Annotated in this window: 9 protein-coding genes; 5 read left to right on the top strand and 4 right to left on the bottom strand. The window is 71.3% G+C overall.

All coding sequences use genetic code 11. The annotated features are described in order from the left end of the window. The first annotated feature begins 216 nt into the window (after positions 1-216). The 3 genes from ACQEVU_RS49285 to ACQEVU_RS49275 all read left to right on the top strand — a co-directional run bounded on the left by ACQEVU_RS49285 (position 217) and on the right by ACQEVU_RS49275 (position 2,671). Positions 217-732 (top strand): SigE family RNA polymerase sigma factor, encoded by a 516-nt coding sequence (locus ACQEVU_RS49285; protein WP_433339711.1) that lies wholly within the window; start codon positions 217-219, stop codon positions 730-732. Then, positions 725-1,927, top strand: coding sequence for a hypothetical protein (locus ACQEVU_RS49280; RefSeq protein WP_433337155.1), 1,203 nt, complete (start codon positions 725-727; stop codon positions 1,925-1,927). Before ACQEVU_RS49285 ends, ACQEVU_RS49280 begins: the two co-directional genes overlap by 8 nt. Positions 1,928-2,122: 195 nt before the next feature. Continuing rightward, positions 2,123-2,671, top strand: a complete 549-nt coding sequence (locus tag ACQEVU_RS49275; RefSeq protein WP_433337153.1) for a Uma2 family endonuclease — start codon at positions 2,123-2,125, stop codon at positions 2,669-2,671. A gap of 6 nt (positions 2,672-2,677) precedes the next feature. On the opposite strand, the gene ACQEVU_RS49270 is transcribed toward ACQEVU_RS49275, so the two are convergent. Next, the gene (locus ACQEVU_RS49270) at positions 2,678-3,994 is read right to left on the bottom strand and encodes a WD40 repeat domain-containing protein (RefSeq protein ID WP_433337151.1); all 1,317 of its coding nucleotides are present in this window, start codon (positions 3,992-3,994) and stop codon (positions 2,678-2,680) included. After that, complete coding sequence (locus ACQEVU_RS49265; RefSeq protein WP_433337149.1) at positions 3,991-4,494, bottom strand: SigE family RNA polymerase sigma factor; 504 nt, start codon at positions 4,492-4,494, stop codon at positions 3,991-3,993. Before ACQEVU_RS49265 ends, ACQEVU_RS49270 begins: the two co-directional genes overlap by 4 nt. A gap of 460 nt (positions 4,495-4,954) precedes the next feature. Between ACQEVU_RS49265 and ACQEVU_RS49260 the strand changes: the two genes are divergently transcribed. Beyond that, on the top strand, positions 4,955-5,722 hold the full coding sequence (locus ACQEVU_RS49260; RefSeq protein ID WP_433337147.1) for an LPXTG cell wall anchor domain-containing protein: 768 nt from the start codon (positions 4,955-4,957) through the stop codon (positions 5,720-5,722). A gap of 87 nt (positions 5,723-5,809) precedes the next feature. Here the strand turns inward: ACQEVU_RS49260 and ACQEVU_RS49255 are convergent, their stop codons facing one another. Together ACQEVU_RS49255 and ACQEVU_RS49250 are read right to left on the bottom strand one after the other, a co-directional pair. Continuing rightward, the gene (locus ACQEVU_RS49255) at positions 5,810-7,171 is read right to left on the bottom strand and encodes a S53 family peptidase (protein ID WP_433337145.1); all 1,362 of its coding nucleotides are present in this window, start codon (positions 7,169-7,171) and stop codon (positions 5,810-5,812) included. Between the two features lie 162 nt (positions 7,172-7,333). Next, the gene (locus tag ACQEVU_RS49250) at positions 7,334-7,636 is read right to left on the bottom strand and encodes an antibiotic biosynthesis monooxygenase (protein WP_433337143.1); all 303 of its coding nucleotides are present in this window, start codon (positions 7,634-7,636) and stop codon (positions 7,334-7,336) included. A 120-nt stretch (positions 7,637-7,756) separates the two neighbouring features. Between ACQEVU_RS49250 and ACQEVU_RS49245 the strand changes: the two genes are divergently transcribed. Beyond that, positions 7,757-12,040 (top strand): lectin-like domain-containing protein, encoded by a 4,284-nt coding sequence (locus ACQEVU_RS49245; RefSeq protein WP_433337141.1) that lies wholly within the window; start codon positions 7,757-7,759, stop codon positions 12,038-12,040. Positions 12,041-12,042: the final 2 nt, after the last annotated feature.

Below are 12,042 nucleotides of genomic sequence, written 5' to 3'. Positions count from 1 at the left end.
CCGCCTGGCGGCCCACGGCTGCGGGTGATCGCCGTTCTCCTTGCCGATTGCGTTGTTTCGGTCGCTTGGCGCCGTCTGCAGCGGAACTGTCGCCTGGACGACAAAAGATCCGCTGCAACCTCGTTTCCCGCTGCGGCGTGTTGTCGCCGTACGACCGGATTGCCGGTCGCCGATGGGGAGGAAGGCAGTGTGAGCACCTTGCTTGACGGGGGCAGAGTGGAAAGTCCGTCGGACAGCGGACCGCCCGCCGGTGCCAGAGGGTTCGACGAGTTCTACGCGGCCTTCTTCCGGCCGCTCACGGTCCAGCTGTTCGCCTACACCGGTGACATGGCCGCGGCCCAGGATGTGGTCCAGGAGGCGTTCTGCCGTGCGCTGTCGCGGTGGAAGCGCATCGCCGACATGGACGACCCCGCGGGCTGGGTCCGCCGGGTCGCCTGGAACCTGGCCACCAGCCGGTGGCGGCGGGCCCGCACCGCGATGGCCTTCGCCCGCCGGCACCGCGAGGAGCACGTGGCGGCGCCCAGTCCCGATCGGGTCGCGCTCGCCCAGGCGCTGTCGACCCTGCCGGAGCAGCAGCGCCGCGCGGTGATCCTGCACTACCTCGCGGACATGCCGATCAGTGATATCGCCCGCCAGGAAGGTGTCGCCGAAGGCACCGTCAAGTCCTGGCTCCACCGCGGGCGCGCCGCGCTCGCCGCCCAGCTCACCGACAAGGAGTCCCGCCGTGCCTGACTTCGACAACGACGACCTGCTCACCAGCGCCTTCGCCGACTTCCGCAGCGAGGTGTCCGCCTACGTCAAGCCTGCCGGATCCGCCGTCGCACGCGCCACGGTGCAGCACCGGCACAAGGTGCGGACCATCGCCGCGAGCACCATCGCCGCGCTCGCGATCGCGACGCCCGTGGTGGCGTATGCGGCCGCCGGGAGCGACTCCAACGGGCCGCCGGTCACGCCGGGCGCCTCCGTCAGCGCGGTCGAGACGACCACGTCGCCGGCCGCGCCCGCGACGGGTAGCCCCACCGCCTCGGCGCCGGACGGGCGGATCAGCAAGACCGACCTCGGCAACGCGACCCTCACCGTCCCCTCGTGGCCGAAGGGCTTCGACGACGGGTGCCCGAAGGGCTCGGTGAAGTTCAGCGGGGGCAAGGCGGGCAGCAACGCCATCCTCAAGCTGCAGGGCGACCCCGTGTACGTCGACGTCGACCACGACGGGGCGCAGGAGACGGTCATGCTCCTGTCGTGCAGCCCGCAGGGGGACGACTACAAGGTGCTCGCCTTCGACCGCGACGCCGGCGGCAAGATCGTCACCCTGGGCCAGGTCGTCGCCAGCGCCGGCAACACGGGCAAGCAGGGCACCGACATCGAGACGATCTGGCAGGTGCAGGCCGGCGACGACGGGCAGGTCAAGGTCGACGTGGGCGAGTACCGGCCCTGCTGCGAAATGGCGCAGGCGTCCCAGCACCAGTGGCGCACATACGGCTGGAACGGCACCGCGTTCACCCAGACCGGCGGCCCGACCGCGTTCGGGCCGAACCCGAACATCACCGACGTGACCGTCACCGCGGACAAGCTGACGATGACCGCGACGGGCTCCGGCACGTGGGCGGGCACCGTTAAGGTGACCGTCCACAACAACGCACAGTTCGCCACGCCCGGCAAGCTGCGGATCGCGCTCGGAGTCCCCGACACGTGGACGATCCAGGCGATCTCGGGCTGCACGATCCAGCAGAACGAGCTGCCGGTGCCCTGCCTCAGCGGCAGCATCCCGGCGGGCGGCTCCAAGGTCTTCACCATCAAGGTGACCGCGCCCGCCGCGCCGCAGCAGACCGAGGGCAGCGTCTGGGCGACCGCGCAGGACGACAAGGGCGCCGGCTACCCGGGCCGCAACGACGCCGCTCCCGCGAAGTTCCAGATTGTCCAGGGCTGACACAGCAGCACGGGCCCGGTTCCGCGGTCGCCGACCACGGAACCGGGCTCGTCCGTTTCGGTCGACAGCCCCTTCAGTCGACGAGGCGCAGGGCCACTGGCCGCGTGCTGAACGCGCTCGCCCTGGTCAACTACGGGCACTTCACCCCATTGCGGTTCGCAGCCGCGACTGGCCGCCGTTGGTAGGCTCACAACCATGACCCAGCCCGTGCTCGCCTACCGATGGAGCCAGAGCGAGTTCGTGCGTGCCTGGGAAGCCAACGCCTTTGACCACCGGGTGGAGCTCGTCGAGGGAGAGATCTGGCCAGTGGTAATCGGATCTTGGCATGGCGACACGGTCGGCCAACTTCTCGCGTTGTTGCCACGAGGCGGGGTCCGGGTGACGACCTCGACGCTGCCGACCGGAGGGTCGCTTCCCGATCCCGACTGCTGGGTGCGGCGGGCTGACGCGGAGCCGATCGGGACCGTGGGGACCAGGCTGTCGGTCTGGGATGCCGCCGATGTGCTGCTCGTGGTCGAAGTCGCCGACGAGACGACGATTCAGGATCTCAACGTCAAGGCCAAGCTCTACGGGCAGGCCGGCTATCCGGTCTACTGGGTGATCACCCAGGAGGCGATCTACGAGCACACCGGGCCCATCTCGACCGGGTATCGGACGCGGGTCGAGTATCTGCACGGGGAGCGCATCCCTGTGCCGTATGCCGCGACGGAGCTCGTCGTCGATGAGTTGATCGCCTCTTCGTAAGGCCTCCTAGCGGCGCCGGCGGCGCAGGAGCCGGAACAGGGTCGCGGCGGCGATCAGTGCGACGGCGATCGGGATGCGCAGCAGCCAGGGCCAGGGGCCGCGGTCCGGGGACCGGGCGTGACGGACGGTGAGGTCGGGCAGCAGGCCGGTGGCCAGCTGGAGGTCATACACCTCACAGTGCTGCATGCCGAGCTCGCACGTCATGGCGGTGTCGAAGTTCGACAGGATCTGCCGGTCGCCCGTGGTCAGGTTGATCTCGGTCAGGGACAGGGCGCTGCCGTTCGTGGTGGCGGCGATCATGTGTGTCGCGTCGCGCCAGCCCAGGACCCGTACCACGTCCTCCACCGCGGCGGGCGGTGTGGCGGGCCCGGCGAGCGGGACGAAGGTGGCGGCGACCTCCAGGCTCAGGAACGTGCTGTGGTCCAGCTCCGTGCCGGTCCAGGGGACCGTGGTCAGGTAGCGGCCGTCCGGGGTCCAGCCGGCGCCGGCGACCAGGCCGTGGCCGTCGCCCAGGGGGATCGCGGCCTGCTCGGTGCCCCGCAGGTCGAGGATGTGGGCCGTCGTGGCCACCTGGACCGCGAAGCGGGTGCCGTCGGGGGCGAACGCGGCGGTCCACGGGCCCCTGATCGACGGGATCTCGGTGCTGCGGCCCGTGGTCACGTCCAGGAGGCGCAGGGTGCCGATGCGCAGGACCTCCGACTCGACGAAGTTGGAGCTGCCGTCGGACGGGCCGACCGCGCCGGCGCTGTACGCGACGTACCGGGCGTCGGGGGACCAGGCCAGCAGGCGTACGCCGAGCGGCGCGGGCAACGGGATCGAGCGGTGCCGGCCCGTGGTCAGGTCGACGAGCACCAGATCGCGGGCGGGACCCCGGTCGTCGCCCAGGATGACCTGGGTGCCGTCCGGGGAGAGCAGGCCCAGCGCGCCGTTGCGTTCCTCAAGAGCGCCGACGCGACGGTACGTGTCCCCGTCCGCGCCCACGACCAGCGGCTGGAACATGTTGAGGGTCTCGCCGTTGCCGTAGCCGTAGATGGCGATCGCGCGGCCGGGGGCGTCGCGTTCCACGGTGCTCGTGAGCACTGAGTAGCCGGCGAAGTGGTCGGGCAGCGACGGGTGGTGGGCCGGGGACGCCGGGCGGGCGGGTAGCGGTACACCCGGAAGCAACAGCGCGGCGAGAGCCAGGACGATGATCGTCCAGGCGGCGGCGGTACCGAGGCGGCGGCGACGCACCGAGCGGCGGCCGCGGGTGAGCACCTCGTCGAGGTAGCCGGACGCCAGCGGCGGCGCGGGATCGTCGGGCAGGGCGGCGAACAGGTCCCTCACGGCCTGGGCCCTCCTTCCGGCGTGTAGTCGGGCAGCAGGCGGCGCAGGGCGGCCATGGCGTACGACGTCTGGCTCTTGACCGTGCCGGGCGAGCAGCCCAGCGCGGCGGCGGTCTGGGCGACGTCGAGGTCCTCCCAGTACCGCAGCACGAGCACGGCCCGCTGGCCCCGGGTGAGGGCGGCCAGCGCGGCCCGCACGTCGAGGCGGTGCTCGACCGGCGCCGGCGTCACCACCGTGTCGGGCGCCTCGGCGATCGGCTGGACGCGGCGCGACCAGGGGCGGCGGCGCTCGGCGAGGTACGCGTGGACGAGGATCGCCCGCACGTACGCGTCGACCGACTCGGCCGCGCTCGCCCGGCCCCAGTGGCGGTACAGCGCGACCAGGCACTCCTGCACCAGGTCGTCGGCGGCCGCCCACTGGCCGCACAGCCGGTACGCGAGCCGCCGCAACGACGGCATACGCGCCCGGACGTACTCCACGAACTCCTGCTCATCCCGCAATCCGGCCTCCCGAACCACTAGGAGTGCAGCAGGGCCCGATCCGGTTGTGAAGCAAAGTCCGCTGGAGTGAAATGGCCGCCCTGCCCGCCGTCGCGTAGTGGGCGGCCGGGTTCACCGCCGACGTGGTCGGCGAGTGGATCGCGCCCGGCCGGCGGTCCGGCGCGGCGATCACCGGCGCGCGGGCCTGAAATGGCCCGAGGACGACAGGGGCCGGCACATCGATTCGGTGGTGCTGACGCTGGCATCCACCCCGCCTGAGCTGTGACTCTTGGTCTGGGCGCCGTATCGCGGAGTGACGATGTCCATCGGAGGATGTCATCCTTTCGGCCATAAAGAGGTGGGCCGATAGGCTCGCCTGGAATCTTATGGGCCGATTAAGTCCGAATCGTGGCGTTGCAAACCTATGAATTCGCTGAGAGATTCCCACGGTCATTGGAAGGCCGCATGCGAAGAGGACTTCATGAACCTTCGGGGGATCGCCCGGGCCGCCACCGCGGCCACCGTCACCGCCCTGTTCATCGCCGGGCTCGGCACGCCGGCCCACGCCGCGGATGATGACGCCCCTGGCGCCATCCTGAACGTGCCGGATACCGGCATCTACGCCGCGACCGCGCCGAACAAGGGCTGTGCCGGCATCGACACCGGTGTCGCCGTTGCGGGCAAGGACGGCTGGCTGTTCAGCAAGCCCGCCGGTGAGTACACCGACCTCAACTACGTGTTCATCTACGCCAACGGCCCGGCCGACGACGAGAAGACCGACGCCGTCGCCCTGGTCCTCAACGCCAAGGGCGTCTTCGAGCTCGACGTGACGGGCGACGACCCGCAGGCGATCGAGAGCGCGCTGGCCGCCAAGAGCGACCAGATCAGCAAGCAGGCCTCCGCCAAGGACATCGAGCTGCCGACCAAGCCGGCCCCGGCGGGCGTCACCGGCAAGCTCGTCGACAACGGCGGCTGGATCAAGACCCCGCAGGGCTGGGGCCTCTTCTTCGGCTTCGCCGTCAGCGTGCCGCTGCTGGACAGCTCGTTCGACCTGGTCCGGGCCTGCGCCGCCGCGGTCGACTCGTCGCCGACGGCCCGCCCGTCGGCCTCGCCCTCGGGTGGCCCGAGCCTGCCCGTCACCGGTGACAACACCGGCCTGATCGTCGGCGTCGGCGCCGGCATGGTGCTCGTCGGCGCGGTGCTCTTCGTGGTGTACCGCCGCCGCCGCAACGTCAAGTTCGTCGCCTGAGCCTCCGGGCTCGACATAGAGAAATAAGGAAACAAGCAACGGCGCGGCCCGAGCGGGCCGCGCCGTTGCGCGTTCAGAGGAACCGCGTCAGAGCAGGGCCAGCGCCGGGACGAACTTGCTGGCGTCGATCGTTCCCCAGCCGGAGCTGAGGTCGTACCCCGCACCGGCCGGGAAGCCGGTGACGCCCTCGAAGCTGTTGTCGCCCGAGGTCACGTCGACCAGGCCGGTCGGCAGGTGCGTGTGGGTGCTGCCGGCGCCGAGCAGGTACAGCGCGGCGTTGATGTCGCCGAGGCGGCGGCCCGCCTGCTGGTCGGCGAGCGCGACGATGCCCGAGAAGATCGGGGTCGCCTCGCTGGTGCCGCCGAAGATGTGCCACGGCGAGCTGGCGCCGACGAACGTGTAGTACACCCACGCGCCGCCGTCGACCGCCGAGCTCATCGAGATGTCCGGCGTACCGCGGTGGTTGCCGACGACCGAGCGGACCCCGGTCTGGAAGGCCGGCCGCGGGAACACGTGCGACAGCCCGCCGCCGCCCGCGCCGTAGCCGTCGTTCCAGACGACGTCGGGCGAGAGGCGGTTGCCGGAGTTGTCGAGGTTGAGCTGCGTACCGCCGATCGAGGTGACCAGCGGGTCCGACGACGGCCAGGAGTTGACCGGGAACGTGTAGAGGTCCTCGCCGTTGGCCTGGTAGTCGGTCGCGCCGGCGTCGCCCGACGCGGCCAGCACCGTGACGCCGTGGCGCGCGGCGTCCTCGTAGGCGTAGCGCAGCCGCTGGATGCTCGAGAAGTTGCCCTGGTCGAAGCCCGGGAACGTGTTCTCGGTGGCGCCGAAGCTCTGCGAGATGACGTCGCCGACGCCCTTGTCGATGAGCGCCTTCTCGGCGTCCATCATCTCGGGCAGGCCGGTGACGCCCTCGGTCTCGGCGACCGGGGTCTCCACGAGCACGATCTTGGCGTCGGGCGCGATCGCGTGGGCGTACTCGACGTCCAGCGTGGTCTCCTGAGCCCAGCCGACGTGGTCGGCGTTGTTCGGGTCGAACGGCGGGACGTCTCCGGCCTTGACGACCTGGACGGTCGTGTTGGGCAGGCCGAACTGCGCGTCGAACGCCTCGAGGTCGTGCTGGATCGTGGGCGAGCCGAACGAGTCGACGATGACGATCGTGCGCCCCTTGCCCGTGATGCCGCGGGCGTACAGCGGGTTGAGGTTGTACGCCGTGCGGTACTGCAGCGGCGAGTAGCAGTGGATGCCGATCTGCGCGAGGCAGTCGGACGTGGACAGCGGCGTGGTCCGGGACACCTTCTGGACGTGCCCGGCGACGGCCGGACGGAGCTTGAACGCGGGCGTGTGCGCGGACGCGGCCGCCGGGCCGGCCACCGCTGCGAACCCGGCCACGGTGGTGGTCACGACGGTCGCGACGGCGGCCCGGGACACGATCGAGATGAGCTTCATCGGCACCTCTTGTGCAGGCCAACAGGGACAACGCCCATAGCAGCGGCCCGCCCGCCCTCAGCGGAATCGCCGAGACCCTCGTCGTTACCCTTTCTCGATATTCACGACCTTCCAAAAGCCGCATCACCCCGGAATAATCCCGCCACCGTCACGTGACGATGTCTACTGCGGCCGGTGCTCCTCCGCCGTCCCGTCCTCGGCCGAGACCACCGCCTCGATGGTGGCGAAGAAGGCGGCGATCCCCGGCCGGTTGGCGCCCTTCTCGCGCGACGCCTCCCGGTCGGCGGCCGAGGCCCAGTCGACGATGTCGAGCCACTCGCCGCCGGCGAGGCGGACGAGCCGCGCGCCGAGGAAGCCGGCCCGGTCGGCCCGGAAGTCGTCCAGCATGCCGGGGCGCGCGGCCAGAAACGCGTCGGTCTGCTCGGGCGCGACCCGCACCCGCGTGAGTTCCACGATCACAGTCATACGCCCACCATATAGTCATTATTAGTGACTAGTGGTCAGTTCCGCTGAACGGCCCATCGTTTTCGTGTTGCGAGATCGGTAACGTCCCGGCCCAGTCATCGGGGGCTGAGGAGGTCTCTGGTGTCCCGGTTACGGAGTTTTGTCGCCCTTGCCGCGTTAGCCGCCGCGGTGATCGTGGCCCCGCTCGTCGCCGCGCCGGCCGCGCTGGCCGACAACACGACGATTTCGAAGGACACGCTGCGCACCGGCTGGGACTCCCAGGAGCCGGCGCTGTCGCCGAGCGCGGTGGTGAGCGGCAACTTCGGCCAGCTGTTCGCGACCAAGGTGCAGGGCCAGGTGTACGCCCAGCCGCTGGTCATCGGCAACACGCTCGTGGCGGCCACCGAGGACAACTACGTCTACGGCCTCGACGCGGCGACCGGCGCCGTGCAGTGGTCGCGCGCGCTCGGACCGGCGTGGCCGGCCGCCACCACCGGCTGCGCCGACCTCGTGCCCAACATCGGCGTCACCGCGACCGGCGTCTACGACCCGTCGACCGGGTACGTCTACGTCAGCACGAAGACCAACGACGGCCCCGACGCCAATCACCCCAACTGGTACCTCCACGCGATCAACCTCGTCAGCGGCGCCGAGCGCGCCGGCTGGCCGGTCCGGATCGCGGGTACCCCGGCCAACGATCCCGACCACCCCTTCGCCGCCAAGGACGTCAACAACCGCCCCGGCCTGCTGCTCATGAACGGCGTGGTGTACCTCGGCTTCGGCAGCCAATGCGACTACGGCACCTACGTCGGCTGGGTCGCCGGCGTGAACACCACCTCCGGCGTGGTCAACCTGTGGTCCGACCAGGTCGGCGCGAGCAACAAGGGCTCCGGCATCTGGCAGGCCGGCGGCGGCATCATGTCCGACGGCAACGGCCGGATGTTCGTCGCCACCGGCAACGGCATCACCGCACCCAACAGCCTCGGCTCGCCGACGCCCAACCAGCTGTCGCAGTCGGTGGTGCGCCTCGGCGTCGACGCCAACGGCGTCATCTCGGCCAAGGACTTCTTCAGCCCGTCCGACGCGGCCGTGCTCGACCAGAACGACGCGGACTTCGGCAGCGGCGGGCCGGTCGGCCTGCCCGACCAGTACTTCGGCACGGCCGCCGTACCGCATCTCATGGTGATGGGCGGCAAGGACGGCCGGGTCTTCCTGCTCGACCGCGACCACCTCGGCGGCAAGGCCCAGGGCGTGGCCGGCGGCGACGACGTCGTCGAGGTCCTCGGCCCGTACCACGGCTTCTGGAGCCGGGCGGCGGCCTACGGCGGCGAGGGCGGCTACGTCTACATGGCGCAGGCCGACTCGCAGATCCTCGCGTTCAAGTACGGCGTCACCGGCGACGGCCGCCCGGCGCTGTCGCTGGCCGGCAACAGCGCCGAGAAGTACGGCTTCTCGTCCGGCTCCCCGATGGTGACCTCCGACGGCACCACGGCCGGCTCCGCCGTGCTCTGGATGACCGGCTCCGACGGCCCGACCGGCGCCAACGGCCGGCTGTGCGCCTACCGCGCGGTCCCGTCGGGCAAGCAGCTGACCCTGCTGCGCTGCTTCCCGTTCGGTACGGCGAGCAAGTTCGCCACCGCGTCCAGCTCCAACGGCCGCGTCTACGTCGGCACCCGCGACGGCTACGTGTACGCCTTCGGCCAGCCGACCACGTCCCCGCTCGCCGCCACCCAGGTCGACCTCGGCAACGTCGCCGTCGGCCAGACCGGCACCGGCACCGTCACGGCGACCGCCACCCGCGCGATCACCGTCACCGCGGTGAGCACCTCGGCGCCGTTCGGCGCGACCCCGCCGGCGCTGCCGGTCACCCTCGCCGCCGGGCAGAAGATCACCGTCCCGGTGTCGTTCAGCCCGACCGCGCCGGGCTCGGCGACCGGGCTGCTGCGCTTCACCGTCACCGACGCCGGCAACTCCACCACCGTCGCCGCCACCCTGGTCGGCAACGGCACCCGGCCCGGCCTCACCGCCAACACCCCGGCGCTCGACTTCGGCAACATGCCCGTCGGCTCGGTGAAGTCCCTGACCGCCAGCTTCACCAACACCGGCACCGCGAACGAGACCGTGACCGGCACGAGCGTGCCGTCGGCGCCGTTCACCGTCACCGGGGTACCGGCGAACGGCACCGTCGTCGCGCCCGGTCAGACGATCGCGGTCGGGGTGACGTACCGGCCCACCGCCGTCGGCAACGACACCGGGACGCTGGGGGTCACCGGCCCCAACGGCACGGCCACCGTCGCCATCACCGGCTCCGGCGTCACCGGCTCGGCCGAGCTGACCATCACGCCGAGCTCGCTCAGCTTCGGCTCGGTGCCGGTCGGCAGCTCGGTGACGAAGACGCTGACCGTCGGCAACGCCGGCAACCTGCCGGTCACGATCACCAAGGCGGCGCCGCCGGCGCTGCCGTTCGTGGTGAACACCCCGCTGCCGGAGAGCCAGGTGCTCGGCCCGGACGACGAGGTCCAGGTCGACGTGACGTTCACCCCCACCGCCGCCGGGACCTTCACCGGGCAGTACGTCATCAGCTCCAACGACGGCAACGGCTCGCACACGGTGAGCGTCACCGGCACCGCGACCAAGCCCTCCGGCACGCCGGTGCCGAGCATCATCGGCGGGAGCTGGATCTTCAACGGCTCGGCCGCGATGAACGGCTCCAACCTGGTGCTCACCCCGGTGGTGACCAGCGCCGCCGGCTCGGCCGTCTACTCCTCGCCGATCGCCAGTGACAAGCTCAACGCCACCTTCACCGTGCAGATGGGCGGCGGCACGGGCGCCGACGGCATGACCTTCGCGCTGCTGGACGCCGCGTCCAACGGCGTGCGCAGCCTCGGCGGCACCGGCGGCGGGCTGGGCTTCCAGAACCTGCCCGGCGTCGCCGTCACCTTCGACACCTGGCAGGCCGGCCGCGACCCGTCGGCGAACTTCATCGGGGTCACCAACGGGTGGGACGCGCAGGGCCTGCAGTACGTGGCCACGGCCACCAACGTGCCCAACCTGCGCACCGGTACGCACACCGTCGCCGTCACCACGGCGTCGGGCACCCTCACCGTGTCGATCGACGGCACGCAGGTCATCAGCAGCGCGGTGAAGCTGCCGCCCAGCACGTATGTCGCGTTCACGGGAAGTACCGGCGGCGCGACCGACCAGCACGCGGTCAGCAACGTGTCGATCACCTCGAGCGGCACGGCCCTGGTCAAGCCCGGCGAGGGCTGGCGGTTCAACGGCGCGGCGTACCCGACCGGCACCGAGGCCGTGCTGACCCCGGCCCAGAACACCGTCGCCGGCACCGCGTTCTACGGCACCCCGGTCAACACCAACGGGCTGTCGGCCTCGTTCACGATGACCACCAACGGCGGCTCCGGCGCCGACGGCCTGGCCTTCGTGCTCATGGACCCGGCCGCCGCCCCGACCGGCCTCGGCCAGCCCGGCGGCGGCGTGGGCGCCGCCGGCCTGCCGGTCGTCGCCGTCACCTTCCGCACGTACCCCGGCTCGGGCGTGAACTCGTCCAACTGGGTCGGCATCGCCTCCGGCGCCGCCCTGACCTATACCGCCACCAACACGCAGATCCCCGACCTGCGCAACGGCACCCACCAGGTCAAAATCGGCGTCACCGGCCTCACGATCGGCGTGACGATCGACGGCACCCAGGTCCTCAGCGGCCGCGTACCCGCCCTCGGCGCCACCGCACTGGCCGGCTTCAGCGCCGGCACCGGCGGCTACAACGACGTGCACGCCGTCCGCGACGTCCAGATCACCGCCGGCGCCCCGCTCGACCAGGTCGCGCCCCCACCCGCGGCCGGCTGGACCCTCAACGGCTCCGCGAGCGTCAACGGCGGTACCCTGCGCCTGACCGGCCCGACGGCGATGCAGGCCGGCAGCGCGATCTGGTCGACCCCGATCTCACCCACCCGCCTGAACGCGACCTTCACCGTGCACATCGGCGACGGCAGCGGCGCCGACGGCATGTCGTTCCTGCTGCTCGACGCCTCCCAGGGCACCCCGAACGCCCTCGGCCCCACGGGCGGCGGCCTCGGCCGCGCCACGCTTCCGGGTGTGTCGGTCGACCTCATCACGTACGCCCAGCCCGGCTACCCGTCGAGCAACTTCGTCGGGATCAGCACCACGGGCCCCAGCCAGACCAGCGTCAACCTGATCGCCAGCGCGACCAACGTGCCCAACCTGCGCAGCGGCAACCACACCGTGCAGGTCCGCGCCGGCGGCGGCGGCGACCTGGTGGTGACCATCGACGGCGTGACGGTCCTGGACACCCTGGTCCAGCTGCCGGCGAGCACGCTGGTCGGCTTCAGCGGCGCAACGGGCGGCCTGGCGGACACCCACGAGGCCAGCAACGTCAACATCCGCTACTGACC

Source organism: Dactylosporangium sp. CA-139066 (genome assembly GCF_050936175.1).
In the GTDB taxonomy this organism is placed as follows: Bacteria; Actinomycetota; Actinomycetes; order Mycobacteriales; family Micromonosporaceae; genus Dactylosporangium.
Note: the sequence above shows the minus strand (reverse complement) of the source record. Positions and strands in the feature narration are given on the sequence as shown.